Below are 17239 nucleotides of genomic sequence, written 5' to 3' on the forward strand. Positions count from 1 at the left end.
CGATGGCACGCGGCTTCAGCATGAGGGGCGTGATGGGCGCGGCCGACCGGGCCGTGCAATACGCCCGGAACTGGTTGCTATCGGCCGAGCCCGGCTCGCGGATCCACGACGTGCAGGAAGACCCGCGCTTCCAGCACCGCGGGGTGGATCTGCTGTGGGAGCTGCCCTCGGGAGAGGTGCGCGGCATCGAGGTGAAGGGTGACCGGCAGCCGCGCCGCCGGCGCTACTTCTTCGAGCTGGTCTCCAACCTGGAGCGGGACACACCGGGCTGCTTCCTCTACAGCGGCGCGGATCTGCTGGTGTACGTGTTCCTGGCGCAGGGGGAGCTGCACGTGCTGCCGTTGAAGGCGGTGCGCGAGTGGTTCCTGCCGAGGGCGAAGTCCTACGAGCTGCGGCACACCTTCACGCAGACGGGAGCCATCCGCTACACGACGGTGGGAGCGGTGGTGCCGGTGAAGGATGTGCAGGAGGCGGTGCCCGAGGTGAAGTTCATCCCCCTGCCCCGCCGGGGACGCACGGCGGAGGAGACGCAGTCGACGGGGGAAGGACCTCCCGTGCCACCGGAGGCCCAGGACAAGCCCGAGGAAGACGTGCCCTACTGACCCTCGCCCCCTGGGAGAGGGACGGGGTGAGGGTCTAGGGAACCCCGGTTTCAACCCGTGGCCCCAACCGAGGGACCACGGGCTGCAACCCGTCAGTGCTGGTGCTGGTGGCGCCGGTGGCCCGGGTGGGCCTCGTCGTGGGCCTTCTCGACGCGGGCGCGGTCCTGGGAGAGCGCCGCGAGCGAGGTGCGGTCGCCGAGCTGCTTATAGGCGTGCTCCAGGCGAGCGACGATGTCCAGCGCGAGGTGCCAGTCCTGGGCGCGCTCGGCCTCCTCCAGGATGGGGCGGCCCACGGCGGCGACCCTATCATTGGCACCCAGGTGCAGCAGGCCATCCACGGCGAGCACGCGAGAGATGGGCGCGCGCGAGCCATCCGTGGCCACCTTCTGCAGGTCCTCGAGCGCCGCGTCCCGCTCACCCCGGGCGGCGCGGATGATGGGCTTGGAAACACCGCGACGGTCGGGCAGGAGGAACTCCTCCAGGTCGGAGAAGGCCTCGGCGTGCTGGACGTGGCCGGCCTTGGCGAGCATCTCGGCGAGGTCGTCGAAGGCACGGGCGGCGCGCTCGTCGAACACGCGCAGGGCCTCCTGCATGAAGGCCGGCTCGGGCTCGCCCTTGTCATTGACGGGCACGCGCTGGCGCACCTCGTTCATGCGCGCGAAGGAGGAGTCCACGGGGGCCTGCTGCGAGCCCTGGAGGAGCTGGCCGAGGGCGCCCATGAGCTGGGCGAGGCTCTCGGAGAGCTCGTACGGGGCGAGCCGGTCGGACAACCAGCGCTTCCACAGCTCCCCGGCGGCGGCATAGGGGAAGGGAGCGAACTGACCGGTGCCCTTCCACTGAGACATCCAGCCCTCGGCGATGCCGCTGGGATACTTCTTCTCGGCGAGCTGGCGGAAGTCCGCCTCGCTCACCTGGACGCCGTAGTGCCCGAGCGTCCCGATGATGGCCTCCGTCGAGTAGTCCTTCAGCCCCTTACGCTGCCACGCCTTGTCCACGCGATCCGTGCTCACTGCGGATGCAAGCCTCCTGGCGCCTGGAAACGGCGCACGCGGCCTTCTAACAGAGAGAAGGCGACCAGGGGCAAGGGTTGGCCGCGCAGTGTCAGACGTAATGCGGAGCGACGTTCTCCACCCGGGGCCACTCGGTGGGCCGGCGCCGCCCGTCTTCCACGCGGCGGGCCAGGTAGGGCTGGCAGTTACGCTCCTGGAAGGCGCGCTTGAAGGCCGCGAAGCTCCCACCGGCCCTCCAGGCGTCCATGGCGGCCAGGCCGGCCTCGGGGCCACACTGGGCCAGCATGTACTCCACCCAGGCCCAGCGGGCCGAGGTGGGCCGCACCTCGGCGCGTCCCTTGAGGCCCCGCCGCAGTCGCTCCAGCCGGCCCTCCACCTCGCGGATGCCGGCGAAGGGCGCCCCATCCAGCGGCGTGTTGCGCTTGGCCACGAAGGGCGCCACTCCCAGCGCCACCGGGAGGATCTTCGACAGCTCCACGGTGAAGCGGGCCAGCTCGTCGATGTCGGCGTCCTCCTCCAGGGGCAGGCCGACGACGTTGTACACCTTGAGCTGCCGCATCCCCGCCGTTCTGGCGAAGTTCGCCGCGCGGATGATCTGCTCCTCCGAATGCTTACGGTCGACCAGGTCGCGCATGCGCTGCGAGGCCCCATCCGCGGCCACGGTGAGGTTGGTGGCACCTCCGCGCCGCAGCTGATCCACCAGCTCCTGGGTGAGCCGATCCGCGCGCAGCGAGGACACGCCCACCTCGCGGCCCGAGTCCACGAGGGTCCGCAGCAGCTCGACGATGCGGGGGTGGTCCGTCACGGCCGCGCCCACGAGGCCCACGCGCTTCGCGTGCTCGGGGATGAGCGACAGCACGCGCTCGGGCGGCACGGTGCGCATGCCCCCGTTGGTGGTGCGTCGCATGACGCAGTAGTGACACCCGCGCGAGCAGCCGCGCTCGGGCTCGATGAGGAACATCGAGCGCAGCTCCGTGTGCGGGGTGATGATGGCCGAGCGGGCGGGCAGACGCGCGTCCGAGGCCTTGGCGACGTGGTAGCGCATGCCGCCACGGCCCGCCACTCGGAAGCCGGGGATGCCCGCCAGGTGCGTGAGGAGCGCGTCCTTCTCCATGGACGCCGCCGCTTCCACCAGCACGTGGATGAGATCGTCGGCCTCTCCCTGCACGAGCACGTCCACGAAGGGCTCGAGCGGATCCGGATTGGAGAAGGTGAGCGGCCCGCCGGCCACCACGAGGGGATGGCGCTCGTCCCGCTCCTCCTTGAGGAGGGGGATGCCGGACAGTTCGAGCATGGAGAAGAGCCCGGACAGCTCCAGCTCGTAGGCCACCGAGAAGGCCAGCATGTGGAAGCTGGAGACGGGGGCCTGTGACTCGAAGGTGAAGAGGGACGTGCGCGTGCGGCGGTAGGCCTCCACGTCATCGGGCAGGAAGGCGCGCTCGGCGGTGGCCCCCGGGTGGGAGTGAATCTCCCGGTACATGGCCTGGTAGCCGAGCGAGCTCATCCCCACGTGGTAGGGGCTCGGGTAGCAGAGGGCCACCCGGTAGGGCGCCTCCTTGCGGAGCGTGCCCTGCTCGTCCGCCAGCAGCGCCGCGACACGTTCAACGAGTGAGTACCGACCCTCCATGCACCTTCCCGACGAGTCTCGAAACGGAGTTCAACCGTCCATAAACACCGCGGCCCCGGGCTGCCACTCCCACGTGGGGGAAGAGCAACCGGGGCCGCGATTCACTTCAGGCGTCTACGGCCGAGGCCGAGCTCGCCTCCTTGCTAGTCGACGAAGGAGGGAACGTCCTTGGCCAGCACGCAGAGCTTCAGGGTCGGGTGGCAGGTGACCGCCATGTCCGGGTTGATCAGCGAGCCCTTGCCGCAGTTGAGCGCCGGCTCCTCGGGGTGAGCGGGATCGCACGGACGGGCCGGCCACATGGCATGCACCTCGTACTCCGCGGTGCAGCCATCGCGGGTGTAGGTGAGATCCGCCCTCAGCTGGGTTCCCGGAGCGCGGGGGGCCGAGTAGACCTCCACGTTGGAGAACTTGTAGCTGATCTGCGTCGCGTCCTCCGTATCACTGGAAGCAGCCGCCACCGAGGCCTCGCTCAGCGTCTCCGCCTTGCAGAAGTCGTTGGCATCCACTTCCGAGCCCAGGGAGCCGATCGCCGTCTGCTTGCTCTGGTCGCTGCTGGTGTCGCGGGCGCCGCGGGAGGCGAGCCCGGCCGGCCGCAGCGCCAGGACGTTGGAGTTCTCCTTGTTCGGATCCCGGTACTTGAAGACGCCAACCAGCTCACCCGGCGGCAGGGGCCGCACGCACGTCGGCTGCCCCTCCTTGAGGTCATACCGGGCGATCCAATTGATCGAGTCCTGCACGACGCAACCCGCGGAAGGCTGCTCGATATCGCAAGCCGTCACGAGGAGACCCGCCCCGAGCACGGCTACCACCGTTGAAACGCGCTTCATGGTCATGTGCTTGAGTTCCAATCCGTTTGGGGCTGCTTAGAAGGTGTACCGGACGCCGAAGCGAACCTGACGCGGCGACTGATACTGCGTCGGCTTCTTGAAGTTCGGGTTCACGTCATCCGCGGTCATCGCACGCTGGTCGCCATTGGAGCCCACGACGACCACCTTGTTCGGCAGGTCAGCCGGGGTGCCGTCCTTCACCGGCAGCACGGCCGCGTACGTGTAGTTCTCATCCACCAGCGTTTCCGTCTGGAAGTTGAAGATGTTGAACACGTCCAGGGTGAAGGACACCGTGCTGGTCTTGGTGACGCGGTAGTTCAGGCCAATGTTGGTGTCGATGTTGTTGACCCAGGGCGTACGGCCGGCGGAGCCGCGCGGCAGCACGAAGCCCTCGCCCTCACCGTAGTCCACGTGGCCGCCCAGGTAGTTGATGGGCGTACCCGAGTTACCGCGGTAGGAGAGACCGAGGCTACCCGAGAAGTCCTTGGTGAAGTTGAACTCCTTGGCACCGAAGACCTTGACGGAGTGGGTGCGGTCGTAGGGGAGCAGACCGGTCCGGTTGTCCAGCAGCGAGATGAGGTCGAAGTCGGACAGGATGTTCGGGTCGAGCTGGCCGGTCTCCGGGCGGAAGAGGCCCGGGTAGTTACCGTACAGCCGGGACCAGGTGTAGCTCGCCTGGGCCAGCCATCCCTCGCCGAAGGCGCGGGTCAGGGCCACCGTCACCGCGTTGTAGGTACGCTCCGGCGTCGGGAACTCCTTGGCGAAGCCCGAGCCCGGGTTGCCCAGGAAGTACGTGGCGCCGTCATCGCGGCTCATGTCCTCGATGACCGAGTTCATGGCGCGGTGGGTGTAGGTCGCGGTCAGGCGGGTGTTGGCCAGGAGCTCGTACTCGGCGCCCACCAGGTACTCGGTGGACGACTGCGCCGAGATGTCCGGGTCGACCGAGAGGTTCTCGAGCTTACCGCCCGTGTAGAGACGGCTGGGGTTGCGGCTGCTCTCGGCGGACTCGAAGATGTAGTCCGGATCCGCGCAGTTGCCACGCTGGCCCGCGAGCGTGCTGGGATCGCAGCCCTCGGCATCCGCGCTGGCGGCCACCCGGTAGGTGTTGTAGCGCGACTCACCCGGGAACTGGCGGTCCACCAGGTTGAGCGGCACCTGCTCGTAGTACCGCGCGTAGTTCGCGTAGACCTTCATCTGGCCGTTGCCGAGCGGATCCACGATCACGCCCACGCGCGGCGACCACTGGTTGCCCAGCACGAACGCGAGCTGATCACCACCGTACAGCGACTGCACGTCGTAGCGCAGACCGGCGTTGATCGTCACCCGGTTGGCGATGGACCAGCTGTCCTGCACGAAGCCACCGACGGTGATGCTGGAGTTCGTCGTGTGGAGGCTCGCCAGGTTGACCGGGGAGTCCGGACCCGTCTGGTAGCCGTAGCGGCGGAAGTCGGACCAGCCGATCTCACCGTTGCTGAGCTCCACCTCCTGGAAGGAGACTCCGCCCGAGATGGCCTTCGTCTGATCATAGACGAGCATCTCGGTGTCGGCGCCCGCCTTGATCACGTGCTGACCGAAGAAGTTCGCCAGGTAGGTGGCCTTGACGTTCGCCTGGTAGCGGTCGATCAGCGTCTTGGACATGCCGCCAAAGCCACCGATGTCGTAGGCCTGCACCGGGCAGCGCGCCAGCTGCTCTTCCGGCGTGGTGCCGCAGTACTCGGCCGTGGTGGCGATCCCAGGCAGGGACTCCAGGCCCACCAGCGAACGCGGGTAGACGTACGTCACGCGGGAAAGGCCCGCCAGACCGTTGCCCGAGAGAATCTCCTTGTCGCCCTCGGGGGTGCCCAGCAGATCTCCGCTGCCGTCGATGGGCAGGGTGGAGGCCGTCTGGTGGAACACACCGACGTTGGCGTCGAGCAGGAGCTTCTTCTCCATGAACGAGCCGGCGTACTTGAGGCCAACCGCCGTGCTGTTGGTGTTCACCTCCGACAGACCGGTCGCATCCGGGCTCGCGTCGATGCGGCTGATGACGCCACCGGTCAGGCGGTTGATCGTCAACCGGCCATTGCCACCGCTCGTGGTGGGCGAGGTGTTGACCGACAGCGAGAGGTTGTGGTCCTGGTTGATGAGGTAGGTCAACTTACCCATCGCCTGGACGCTGCGCTGATCGGCGAAGAAGGTGCGCTCGGAGCCGGGGATCAGGCGGGTGGCGGTGGGGTTGCCGTCCGCGTCGAACTCGGTGTAGGCGTTGAGGGTACGCAGGTGCTTCCACCGGGTCGCCGACGGAGCCACACCGGCGAAGAACCACAGCTTGTCCTTGATGATCGGACCACCGAGGGTGGCGCCGAGGTCACCCAGGTTCGCCAGAGAGCTCTGGCCGGTGATGACCGAGCCGCTGCTGCTGATGGCGGTACGGGTCCCCTCGAGGGAGCCCGGGGTCCAGTTGGCGAACACCGTGCCGTGGAACTCGTTGGAGCCCGACTTGGTGACCGCGTTGACCACGCCGCCCGTGGAGCGGCCGTACTCCGGCATGTAGCCGCCGGTGATGATGTTGACGTCCTGCACGAACTCCACGCTCAGCGGGCTGGCGTTGATGCCGAACGCCGCGTCGTTCGTGGACAGGCCGTCCACCACGTAGCCGTTCTCAGGCGAGGTGGCGCCGTTGATGGACACACCGTACTGGTCGCTCTGCGCGCCAGGGGCCAGCTCGGCGAGGCTCTCGAAGGAGCGCGACGCGCCGCCACGGCCCGACGGACGGTTCACCGCGATGCGCTTGATGAAATCCTGGTCGACGCTGACGCCCGTGTTGGTCGAACCGACGTCGATGGTCGGCGGGCGGGCCGTCACCTCGATGAGCTCGGTGAAGCTCTCGGGCAGCAGCTCCACGTTCACGCGGATGGTACGGTCCAGGCGCAGCTGGATGTCCGGACGCGAGAACGGCTTGAACGACTCCTTGTCGAAACGCAGGGTGTAGACACCCGGCGGCAGCTGGGGAATACGGTACTGGCCCTGAGCGTCCGTAACGACGACCTGCTCGCCCAGAAGGTTGGGCGACGTCGCGGTGACGACCACATCTGCGACCGGCTTCTTGTTTTCGGCGCTAACGACCGTACCGACGATAACGCTGTCGGCATAAGCCGCGGTCCCGTACGACAGACTCGCGACCACGACCACTCCAGTTGCCCGGAGCATCCGTCTTACTTGCATGCTGGGAACCCCTCCAAGGTGGGCTTGCACTGCAACTAAAATGGTCCGGGAAAATATCCGAGGTCCACCAGTTGTCAATATGCCGTTGCTTTTTGGTGACTACTGGGGCATTGCGCGATCAAACAGGTGGCCTCCAGGGTGGGGTCACTTGCACCCGTCCCCGGTTTTTGTAATGTAGCGCGCCTTTTGCGATCCCGGTCAGGACGTGGTGGGAGTCCACCGGAGTAGAGGAGCGTAGCGCATGTTCGACTCTGTCCTTGACCGCGGACAAGGCCCCAAGTCTCGCTTCGGCGTGGGCGCCGTCATCTCGGTCGTCCTTCACGTCGGCCTGTTCGCCGCTGCGGTCTGGCTTTCCACCCGTCCTCCGAAGGAGAAGGAGAAGGAGGTGGAGGTGACGTTCAAGCAGGCGATGGCGCCTCCGGCGATGGCCGCCCCGCCGCCGCCTCCGCCTCCGCCGCCTCCGGCGAAGAAGAAGAGCAACCCCACCAAGAAGCCGGTGGTGAAGAAGCCGGACGTCATTGTCCAGCCCAAGGAGATCCCCCAGGAGAAGCCGCCCGAGGTGGAGCCTGATCCGAACGCCGGCCAGGAGGAGGAGGAGGCCAGTGAGGAAGAGGTGGAGGGAGGAGTCGAGGGAGGCGTGCCGGGCGGTGTGATTGGCGGCGTGGTGGGAGGTGTGGTTGGTGGAGTGCTTGGTGGACAGGTGGGCAGCACGGGAACGGACGTGCTTCCGTTCGGCGCGGGAATGACTCGCCCCGAAAAGCTTTCTGGTCCTGCGCCTCAGTACACCCGCGAGGCCCTCGAGGCGCGCGTCCAGGGCCTGATGATCGTCAAGTGCGTCATCACCACCGAGGGAGCTATCGAGCGGTGCCGCATCATCAAGCCGTTGCCCCATATGGAGCAGGCCGTGTTGGACTCGCTGTATGCGCAGCGCTACAAGCCGGTGACGTTCCAGGGTCGGCCCGTCCAGGTCGACTATACCTTCAACATCCGTCTGAGCCTGCCCCGTTAGTAGGGCTCCGCCGTTCGTCGTAACCGCCGTATCCCAACCGCGCTCGAGGAGGAGCGCTTCCCCCAGCCATGCAATTCACGCTTACCGAAATCTGGCACCACACGGGCCTCTTCGCCCGCTGCGTCATCTTCACTCTGGCGTTCATGTCCGTGTCGTCGCTGGTGGTGATGGCGGAGCGCATCATCGTCTTCCGTAAGACGCGCAAGGACTCGCGCAATTTCGCCGCCAAGATGGGCGCCATCCTGGCCAAGGGCGATCTGCAGCAGGCCGCCAACACCAACATGGGCAAGGAGATCGGCCACCTGGGCCGCGTCATCAGCTCGGGCCTGACGGCGTACCGCATCAGCCCGTCCGACAAGGACGTGGCGGTGGAGTCGGTGGCGCGTGCGCTGGAGCGCCAGGCGCAGCGTGAGGTGCAGAGCCTCAAGCGCGGTCTGGGCGTGCTGGCCACGGTGGGTTCCACGGCCCCGTTCGTGGGTCTGCTCGGCACCACGATGGGTATCGTGAACGCCTTCCAGCTCATGGCGGCCGCGGGCTCCGGTGGTCTGGGCACCATCTCCGCCGGTATCGCCGAGGCGCTCATCACCACGGCCTTCGGTCTGCTGGTGGCCATCCCGGCGGTTATGGCCTACAACTTCCTGTCGGGTTGGGTGGACGCTCGCTCGGTGGACATCTCCGAGTCGTCCAACGAGTTCCTCGACGTGGTGGCGCGCAACCTGGGCGGCGGCTCGCACGCCCCCCAGGCCTAGTCACCCCGAGATTTCCCGGCCCGCCTCCTCGTGCAACGGGTCTCCCGGAAGGGGAGACCCCACGTGGGGCGGGCGCTCTCATCTCTGGTAACAGGTGCACGCATGGGAATGTCCGTAGGTGGTCCCCAGGGGGGCCCGAAGAGCGACATCAACGTCACGCCGCTGGTGGACGTGGTGCTGGTGCTCCTCATCATCTTCATGGTCGTCACGCCCATGCTCCAGCGTGGCAAGTCCGTCAGCCTGCCCAAGGCGGCCAAGGTCGAGGACGACAAGGGCAGCACGAACGATCCGGATCCGATCATCCTCTCCGTCACCACCGACAAGAAGATGTTCGTGGAGCAGGACGAGTACGACGCGGCGGGGCTGGAAGCCAAGCTGAAGGACACGCTGGCCTACCTGCCCAACAAGAAGATCCTCCTCAAGGGTGACAGCTCCCTCTCCGTGGGCGATGTGCGCCAGGTGATGGAAGTCACCCGCAAGGCCAAGGCCAAGAAGATCTTCCTGGGTGTCGAGGAGCTGAAGAACTAGCCATGGCTACCTCCCGCAAGTTCGTCAAGCCGACGACCCCCCCGAACTCGGAGATCAACGTCACGCCGCTGGTGGACGTGGTGCTGGTGCTCCTCATCATCTTCATGGTCGTCACCCCGCTCCTCGAGAAGGACATCGAGGTGCGTATTCCGGAGACGGAAGATGTGCCCGTGGAGCAGATGCCGCAGGACAACAGCCAGCTGATCGTCAAGCTGGACGCCGATGGCACCTACTCCATCAACACGGAGCCGGTGTCGGCGGGCGACTACGTCAACAAGCTCAAGCGCATGCTGGCCGCCAAGTCGAAGGAGGACCGCATCGTCTTCTTCGTGGCGGACGACAAGGCCAACTACGGCAAGCTCGTGGCGGCCTTCGACGGCGCCAAGCAGGCCGGTGCCTTCGTGCTGGGCATGGCCACCGAGGACATCCCGGCCGGCGCCGCCGCTCCGGCGGGGGATCCGGCGGGTGACCCGGGCGCCGCAGCGCCGGCCCCCGCCCCGGCCCCGTAGTCTCGGTGTGATTCACATCCAGGGGCTCGTCGGTTAGAGTGGGACATTCCCATGCCCGACGAGCTCCTGGTTTTTGAGCAGACCCTCGAAGCGGTCTACGTGCGCGCTCTGCACGGGCGCCTCCCGCCTGCTTGCAAGGTGCGACTGCGCGAGGCGGGGTTGGACCTGGATCAAAAACTCCGCCCGGCGTACGCCTTCGACGCGTGGATGACGTTCCTGCGCATCACGGCCGAGGAGCTCTACCCCGGCGAGTCCCTGGAGCAGGGAGCCTTCAAGCTGGGCGAAGCCTGCATCGACGGCTTCCGTGAGACGATGCTGGGGCGCGCCGTGCTCTCGCTGCTGCGCGTGCTCGGGCCCCGCCGCGCCCTCATGCGCGCCACCCAGAACTTCCGTGCGGGCAACAACTACACCGAGTCACGTCTCAAGGAGCTGGGCCCGCGCCAGTTCGAGCTGTGGATGAACGAGGTCGGCCCCCTGCCCTCGTTCACGGCCGGCATCCTCCACGCCGGCCTGCGCACGGCCGGCGCGGAGAACATCCGCATCGACATGACCGGCTACGACGGCCACGGCTGCACCTACTGCATCAGCTGGAGCGAGGCCTCCGTCTCCTCGGGCGTGGCCGGCAAGGGCGACTCCAGGGCCGCCACCAGATCCGGATCCATCAGCTCCCTGTAGATGAACTCCGCGATGAGGCCCGTCACCATCCAGATGGGCAGGATGTAGAGCGACGTCATCTCCCAGAGGATGGCTCCGCTGTCCGCGTAGTACCAGATGCGGTAGCCCGTCAGCTTCTCCAGGAACAGCCCGCTGATGCCCTCGAAGAGGAGGATGGCGTGGCCGTAGAGCACCGCGCGCAGCAGGGTGTGCTGGCGGAAGGTGCGGCGGTAGATGGCCTCGATGAAGAAGAAGCAGGCCACGCCGTAGATGAGGAACATCCACAGCGAGCACTGGCCGTAGGCCGTGACGACGGGCGTGTCCCAGATGTCGTTGAGCCCCAGCCGGTCATCCACCCGCCACTGGAAGCGGAAGAGCATCTCGAGCACCGGCACGTGCCGGGCGATGCGGACCAGGTTGTAGAAGAAGATCTCCGACGACAGGCCCACCATTCCGTAGAGACAGAAGCGGAAGATGGCGAACGTCAGCTTCAGCCGCGCGTTGCGCTTCAGGTCCGCGCGACGGACGTGGAGGGCAGGGAGAGAACTCTCCGTATGAGGAGCAGGGACGGTGTGTTCCATGGCCCGTGAGATTAACCGAATTCCACGTTGGCCGTCCGCTTCCTGCCCTGCGGTACGAGCATGACTTCCGGATGCAGGTGCTCGACCCATGGGACGCGCCATCCGCGCCCGGGGACCTGAAGGAGAGAGCCGATCCTCGGAGAGGGACCGGTACGCGCATTGCTCCCGCGTGGCGAAAACCCTTCGGAGGGCGGGACATGCTGGCGCGGGTACGGTCGGGCGCGTTGATGGGAATCGACGCGGTGGTGGTGGAGTGCGAGGTGGATATGGCCCTGGGACTTCCCTACTTCAACGTCGTAGGGCTCCCGGAAGGGGCGGTGCGTGAGTCCAAGGTGCGCGTCGTCTCCGCGCTCAAGAACTGCGGCTTCGAGCTGCCCTCCAAGCGCATCACCGTGAACCTGGCCCCGGCGGACATCCGCAAGGAGGGCGCGGCCTTCGAGCTGCCCATCGCGCTGGGGGTGCTGGCGGCGGCGAAGCTGATGGAGGAGGAGCCCCTGTCGCACTACCTCTTCGGAGGGGAGCTGTCGCTGGACGGGTGGGTGAAGCCCATCAAGGGCGTGCTGCCTCTGGCCGTAGCGGCGCGTGACGGGGGCTACGAGGGCGTGATGGTACCGACGGCGAACGCGGCCGAGGCGGCGCTGGTGGAGGGCATCCAGGTGCTGGCCGTCAGCCACCTGCGCGAGGCCGTGGACCACCTCACCGGGGAGAAGCCCCTGCTCCCCTTCACCCGCGAGAATGCCTCCCCTGCCCGCTCACGGGCGCGCCAGACACCCCTGGACATGTCCGATGTCCGAGGGCAGGCGGACCTGAAGACGGCACTGGAGCTCGCCGCCGCCGGAGGTCACAACGTGCTGCTGTGCGGCCCTCCAGGCTCGGGCAAGACGATGCTGGCCCGGCGCCTGCCCGGCATCCTCCCCACCATGGGTTTCGACGAGGCCCTGGAGGTGACGAAGATCTACTCCGTGCTCGGCCTGCTGGGGGACGAACAGGCGCTGATGCGCGAGCGACCCTTCCGCGCTCCCCACCACACCATCTCCGACGCGGGCCTCGTGGGCGGTGGCCCGAACACGAGGCCCGGCGAGCTCTCCCTCGCACACCACGGGGTGCTCTTCCTCGATGAGTTGCCCGAGTTCCGCAAGAACGTGCTGGAAGTGTTGCGGCAACCGCTGGAGGAAGGCGCCATCCACCTGGCGCGCGCCACCCAGCATGTCACCTACCCCTGCCGGGTGATGCTGGTGGCGGCGATGAACCCCTGCCCGTGTGGCTACTTCAACGTCCCCGGTCAGCGCTGCACCTGCAAGGAGTACCGCATCCATGACTACCACTCCCGGGTGAGCGGCCCCCTGCTGGACCGCATCGACATCACCCTTCAAACGCGCCCGGTGGAGTACCACCACATCGCCCGGAATGGCGCTGAGGAGCCGACGAACGCGTACTACCGGGAGCGCGTGGAGGCCGCGCGCGAGCGCCAGCGGTTCCGCTTCCGCGACGAGCCGGGAGTGCATTGCAACGCCCAGATGCCGGTGCGGTTGCTGCACCGCTACTGCAAGCCCTCACCCAAGGCCGCGGAGAAGCTCGAGAAGGCCGTGCTCCAGTTCGGATTGTCCGCACGCGCCCATGACCGCATCCTCAAACTGGCTCTGTCCCGGGCGGACCTGGAAGGACACGACCGCATCGAGGAGGTGGACATGAACCTGGCCATCGGATGCCGACAGCTCGACCGGAGGGGGTGGCTGAACACCAACACCCATGGAGGCCCACCCGGCCGACAGGACGCCTTCAGCCAGCTGCTACCCCCCGCTCGGAGCTCCCGGCACCCGGACGATCCTTGAGCGTGCCCGCCTCCGCCCGCTTCTCGGGCCGCACCAGCTCGAGCAGCGGACCGGTGATGAGGCGGGCCGAGCGCTTGAAGGCGATGAACGAGTACGCCCAATCCAGGAGCACGGCCAGCTTGCTGCGGAATCCGATGAGGAAGAGGATGTGGATGCCAAGCCACGCCATCCACGCGCTGAAGCCCGAGGACTGGAAACGCTGGAAGGCCACCCCCACCGCCTTGCCTCGCCCGATGACCGCGTAGGTGCCTCGGTCCCAGTAGCGGAAGGGCTCCATCCCCTTCCCCTCCAGGTGGCGGCGGATGTTGCGCGCGGCGTGCTTCCCCTGCTGGATGGCCGCGGGCGCCACTCCCGGAATGGGGCTGCCGTCCTGGACGAAGTGCGCCAGGTCCCCGATGACGAAGACGTCCCGGCGGCCGGGAATCGTGAGCTCGGACGACACCTTGACGCGGCCCGCGCGGTCCAGCTCCGCCCCCAACGAGCCCGCCACCGGTGAAGCGGCCACCCCCGCCGCCCAGATGATGCACCGCGATGCGATGTGCTCCTCGCCAATGTACACGCCCGTCTCGTCGATATGGGTGACGCGCGTGTGGGTTCGCACTTCCACCCCGAGCTTCTCCAATGCCCGCCGCGCCTTCTCCGAGAGCGGCTCCGGGTAGACGGGCAGCACGCGCGGCACCCCCTCCAACAACAGGATGCGGGCCTGGGAGGGGTCGATGTTGTGGAAGTCCTTCGCCAGCGTGTGGCGGGAAATCTCCGCCAGCGCCCCCGCCATCTCCACCCCCGTGGGCCCCGCTCCGATGATGACGAAGGTGAGCAACTCCCGGCGCCGTACCGGGTCGGACTCGCGCTCGGCCATCTCGAAGGCCAGCAGCACCCGCCGACGGATCTCCAGCGCGTCGTCGATCGTCTTCAACCCCAAGGCGTACTTCGCCCACTCGTCGTGACCGAAGTAGGAGTGCGTCGCTCCGGTGGCGATGATCAGGTAGTCGTAGGACAGCTCACCGTCGGCGAGCAGGACGCGCTTGTTGGCCACGTCCACGCCCGTCGCCTCGGCGAACAGGACCGTCGACTCCCGGCTCAACAGGCCGCGGATGGGCGAGGCGATCTCCCCCGGGCTGAGCGTGGCCGTGGCCACCTGGTACAGCAGGGGCTGGAAGAGATGGTGGTTCTGCCGGTCCACCACGGTGACGCGCACCGGAGCGTTGCGCAGCGAACGTGCCGCGTACAGGCCGCCAAAACCACCGCCGAGAATGACCACGTGGGGGTACTTGTCGCCTTGGGTCGCCATGCACTGGAACTTCCTCCCGGCGAGTGGAAATTCAACGGAATCGACGTCCGCGCGTCTCCACCGTACACGGCGGCGATGGAGCGAGCTAGAAGGCCGCTTGATGAAGCTCCTGTCTCCTTTCATCGCACTCTTCCAGGCCGTCTTCCTCATCCTGTGGCTGGTGTTCTGGATTACCCTTTCCGGACTCGCGGCGCTTCTCACCCTCAACGGAGAGGTGCCGCTGATGATGGCGCGGCGCTTCTGGGCCCCCATGCATTGGCGTATCACCGGCTCGCCGCTGCTCGTGGAACCGCTGCCCGACGTCGACTGGAGCAAGCCCCACATCTTCTTGATGAATCACCAGTCCGCCTTCGACATCCCCGTGGCGTTCGCGGTGATTCCCGTGAACATCCGATTCATCGCCAAGCACGTGCTCAAGTGGGTTCCCTTCCTCGGCTGGTACATGGCGGGCACGGGGATGATCTTCCTCAACCGCTCCAACCGGCGCGAGGCCATGCGCAGCCTCAAGGAGGCCGGTGAGCGCATCCGCGCCGGCTCCAACATCCTCGCCTTCCCCGAGGGTACGCGCTCGAAGGACGGACGCATCCTCCCCTTCAAGAAGGGCTCCTTCGTGCTGGCCGTGGAGGCCGGTGTGCCCATCATCCCGATGGCCGTCGAGGGCACCAACGGCATGCTTCCTCCCGGCAGCATCCGGCTGCGCCGCAGTCCCATCCGCGTGAAGGTGGGCCCCCCCATCAGCACCGCGGGGCGCAAGGGAGCCGATCGCGAGGCCCTCATGCTCGAAGTGCGCGACGTCATCATCCAGCTCCATCGGGACATCGGTGGTGCGGGCGGAGAGCCCCAGGACACATCCACCGCGGGAAACAGTTGAGCCAGCCCAAGAACGGCCCTTCAGGGACCCGAACGACTCGTAAACAGGCGCCTCCCCAGGCTCAGTCTTCGGCGACTTGTTGTCCGACTGTCGGACAAGTGGAAGAGACGTGCGGCCGGAGGTCGGCATGCGCTGGCTCCGGTTGTCACCCCTGACAGGATGCTCCTCTCCTGGCTCAGGAGTTCGCTCTCGCGCACCGCTCCACCCGGCGGGACACCTCGCACCCAATGAGACGCCCGCGCACCACGTGCTCCGAGTGAGCCGGGCGCGGCACGGCCGTTGCTCATGCTCCTCGCGGCGCGCCGGAGCCATTCCGGCTCCGAGGCGCGGCCCACTCATGAAGGGCGGCGAGGTGCGACGATGAACAAACTGACGGAGAAGCTGAAGGCGGTGGCGGCGGCGGTGGCGGCGATCGAGAAGCAGTTCGGCAAGGGCGCGGTGATGCCCCTGGGCGGCGAGGTGCGCGAGCAGCGGGTGGCGGTCATCCCCACGGGCTCGGTGGGGTTGGACCGGGCGCTCGGCGTGGGCGGCTACCCGCGCGGGCGCGTGGTGGAGTTGTTCGGCAACGAGTCCTCGGGCAAGACGACGCTCACGCTGCACGCCATCGCGCAGGTGCAGGCCCAGGGGGGCGTGGCCGCCTTCATCGACGCGGAGCACGCGCTGGACGTCAACTACGCACGCAAGCTGGGCGTGCGCGTGGAGGAGCTGCTCATCTCCCAGCCGGACACCGGCGAGCAGGCGCTCGAAATCACCGAGCAGCTCGTGCGCTCGGGAGCGGTGGACCTCATCGTGGTGGACTCGGTGGCGGCGCTCGTGCCGCGCGCGGAGATCGAAGGCGAGATGGGCGACGCGCACATGGGTGTGCAGGCGCGGCTGATGAGCCAGGCGCTGCGCAAGCTGACGGGCGCGGTGAGCCGCTCGGGGTGCTGCATCATCTTCATCAATCAGATCCGCATGAAGATCGGCGTGGTGTTCGGCAACCCGGAGACGACCACGGGCGGCAACGCGCTGAAGTTCTACTCCTCGGTGCGCATGGAGATCCGCCGCACGAGCAACCTCAAGGACGGGGAGAACGTGGTGGGCACGCGGGCGAAGGTGAAGGTGGTGAAGAACAAGGTGGCCCCGCCCTTCCAGGAGGCGGAGTTCGACCTGCTGTACGGCGTGGGCATCCACCGCGCGGGCGAGGTGCTGGACCTGGCGGTGCACTCGGGGCTGGTGGACAAGTCCGGCAGCCACTTCAGCCTGCGCGGAGAGCGCATCGGCCAGGGCCGCGAGCGGGCCTCGGAGTGGTTGCGCGAGCACCCGGATGCCCTGGAGGGACTCGCCCGTGAGCTGGTGGGGATGACCCGCCCCGTCCCGGCGCCGAACCCGAGCGCCGAGATGGAGGCGCCCGCGGCGATGGCCTAGGCGCCAGGGGCCTCAAGCGACACCGGCACCTCAAGGCGGCGCTGGCCGGCACGCAGATACAACTGGCCTCCCTCGTCCTGCTCCATCAACTCGCCGAGCTGGTACTGGGCGTCCCGGGAGAAGCGTGCCCCGGCCCGGCCGCCCTTCACCCGGCAGGTGAGGACGCCCTCGGCGTCCACGGCGAGGGTGGCTGGCTCGAGCGCCTCGGCGGTGCGGTCGCTCAGGCGCACGGATACCCGCTCGTCCGGGGTGACATCCACGGTGCGCACCTCGTAGGCGGCGTCCTCCACCTGGACGTAGCACCAGTCCTTGCCAATCTGGAGCTGGTAGCGCCCCTGCTCGTCGAGGACGAGCGAGGTGTTGAAGAGCTCGATGATGCGCGGGTGCTCGATGGGCTCGTCATCGTGCCACCAACGCAGCCGCGCATCGAGCCGGATGCCGCTGTCCTCGCGGGTGTGCCAGCGCTTGCCGGGGGGAGGCGGTCCCGAGGGAGGTCCTGGAGGCGGTTGGGTCACGTCTCGTTATCTGCTCGCCCGAA

The 17239-nt window shown here is 67.5% G+C and carries 16 protein-coding genes; 9 read left to right on the forward strand and 7 right to left on the reverse strand.

Annotated elements, in window-relative coordinates; all coding sequences use genetic code 11:
* The first annotated feature begins 2 nt into the window (after positions 1-2).
* Complete coding sequence (locus tag JQX13_RS01620) at positions 3-602, forward strand: hypothetical protein (RefSeq protein WP_239014468.1); 600 nt, start codon at positions 3-5, stop codon at positions 600-602.
* Positions 603-694: 92 nt separating this feature from the next.
* Here the strand turns inward: JQX13_RS01620 and JQX13_RS01625 are convergent, their stop codons facing one another.
* The 4 genes from JQX13_RS01625 to JQX13_RS01640 form a co-directional block, all read right to left on the reverse strand.
* Positions 695-1612: a hypothetical protein gene (locus JQX13_RS01625; RefSeq protein WP_203407331.1), complete on the reverse strand. Its 918-nt coding sequence runs from the start codon at positions 1610-1612 to the stop codon at positions 695-697.
* Positions 1613-1703: 91 nt separating this feature from the next.
* Positions 1704-3239, reverse strand: a complete 1536-nt coding sequence (locus tag JQX13_RS01630; protein WP_203407332.1) for a radical SAM protein — start codon at positions 3237-3239, stop codon at positions 1704-1706.
* Positions 3240-3382: 143 nt separating this feature from the next.
* Positions 3383-4066 (reverse strand): hypothetical protein, encoded by a 684-nt coding sequence (locus tag JQX13_RS01635; RefSeq protein WP_239014469.1) that lies wholly within the window; start codon positions 4064-4066, stop codon positions 3383-3385.
* A gap of 36 nt (positions 4067-4102) precedes the next feature.
* On the reverse strand, positions 4103-7270 hold the full coding sequence (locus JQX13_RS01640; protein ID WP_203407334.1) for a TonB-dependent receptor: 3168 nt from the start codon (positions 7268-7270) through the stop codon (positions 4103-4105).
* Between the two features lie 241 nt (positions 7271-7511).
* On the opposite strand from JQX13_RS01640, the gene JQX13_RS01645 reads away from it, so the two are divergent.
* The 5 genes from JQX13_RS01645 to JQX13_RS01665 all read left to right on the forward strand — a co-directional run bounded on the left by JQX13_RS01645 (position 7512) and on the right by JQX13_RS01665 (position 10740).
* Positions 7512-8279: an energy transducer TonB gene (locus JQX13_RS01645; RefSeq protein ID WP_203407335.1), complete on the forward strand. Its 768-nt coding sequence runs from the start codon at positions 7512-7514 to the stop codon at positions 8277-8279.
* A gap of 68 nt (positions 8280-8347) precedes the next feature.
* Positions 8348-9028 (forward strand): MotA/TolQ/ExbB proton channel family protein, encoded by a 681-nt coding sequence (locus tag JQX13_RS01650; RefSeq protein WP_203407336.1) that lies wholly within the window; start codon positions 8348-8350, stop codon positions 9026-9028.
* Between the two features lie 102 nt (positions 9029-9130).
* Entirely contained in the window at positions 9131-9556 is a 426-nt protein-coding gene (locus tag JQX13_RS01655) for an ExbD/TolR family protein (RefSeq protein ID WP_203407337.1), read from the forward strand.
* A 2-nt stretch (positions 9557-9558) separates the two neighbouring features.
* Positions 9559-10065 (forward strand): ExbD/TolR family protein, encoded by a 507-nt coding sequence (locus tag JQX13_RS01660; RefSeq protein ID WP_203407338.1) that lies wholly within the window; start codon positions 9559-9561, stop codon positions 10063-10065.
* A gap of 51 nt (positions 10066-10116) precedes the next feature.
* On the forward strand, positions 10117-10740 hold the full coding sequence (locus tag JQX13_RS01665; RefSeq protein ID WP_203407339.1) for a DUF2378 family protein: 624 nt from the start codon (positions 10117-10119) through the stop codon (positions 10738-10740).
* Here JQX13_RS01665 and JQX13_RS01670 read toward each other — a convergent pair.
* Positions 10641-11300 (reverse strand): hypothetical protein, encoded by a 660-nt coding sequence (locus JQX13_RS01670; protein ID WP_203407340.1) that lies wholly within the window; start codon positions 11298-11300, stop codon positions 10641-10643. The two genes, JQX13_RS01665 and JQX13_RS01670, sit on opposite strands and share 100 nt — an antisense overlap.
* A gap of 197 nt (positions 11301-11497) precedes the next feature.
* On the opposite strand from JQX13_RS01670, the gene JQX13_RS01675 reads away from it, so the two are divergent.
* Positions 11498-13132: a YifB family Mg chelatase-like AAA ATPase gene (locus tag JQX13_RS01675; RefSeq protein WP_203407341.1), complete on the forward strand. Its 1635-nt coding sequence runs from the start codon at positions 11498-11500 to the stop codon at positions 13130-13132.
* Here JQX13_RS01675 and JQX13_RS01680 read toward each other — a convergent pair.
* On the reverse strand, positions 13080-14423 hold the full coding sequence (locus JQX13_RS01680) for an NAD(P)/FAD-dependent oxidoreductase (RefSeq protein WP_203407342.1): 1344 nt from the start codon (positions 14421-14423) through the stop codon (positions 13080-13082). The two genes, JQX13_RS01675 and JQX13_RS01680, sit on opposite strands and share 53 nt — an antisense overlap.
* A 100-nt stretch (positions 14424-14523) precedes the next feature.
* Here JQX13_RS01680 and JQX13_RS01685 point away from each other — a divergent pair, with 100 nt between their 5' ends.
* Both JQX13_RS01685 and recA read left to right on the forward strand, forming a co-directional pair.
* Positions 14524-15294, forward strand: coding sequence for a lysophospholipid acyltransferase family protein (locus JQX13_RS01685; protein ID WP_203407343.1), 771 nt, complete (start codon positions 14524-14526; stop codon positions 15292-15294).
* A gap of 360 nt (positions 15295-15654) precedes the next feature.
* Positions 15655-16701: a recombinase RecA gene (gene recA / locus JQX13_RS01690; protein ID WP_203407344.1), complete on the forward strand. Its 1047-nt coding sequence runs from the start codon at positions 15655-15657 to the stop codon at positions 16699-16701.
* Here recA and JQX13_RS01695 read toward each other — a convergent pair.
* On the reverse strand, positions 16698-17216 hold the full coding sequence (locus tag JQX13_RS01695) for a DUF1285 domain-containing protein (RefSeq protein ID WP_203407345.1): 519 nt from the start codon (positions 17214-17216) through the stop codon (positions 16698-16700). The two genes, recA and JQX13_RS01695, sit on opposite strands and share 4 nt — an antisense overlap.
* Positions 17217-17239: the final 23 nt, after the last annotated feature.

Origin of the sequence: Archangium violaceum (assembly GCF_016859125.1) — a bacterium.
GTDB lineage: Bacteria > Myxococcota > Myxococcia > Myxococcales > Myxococcaceae > Archangium > Archangium violaceum_A.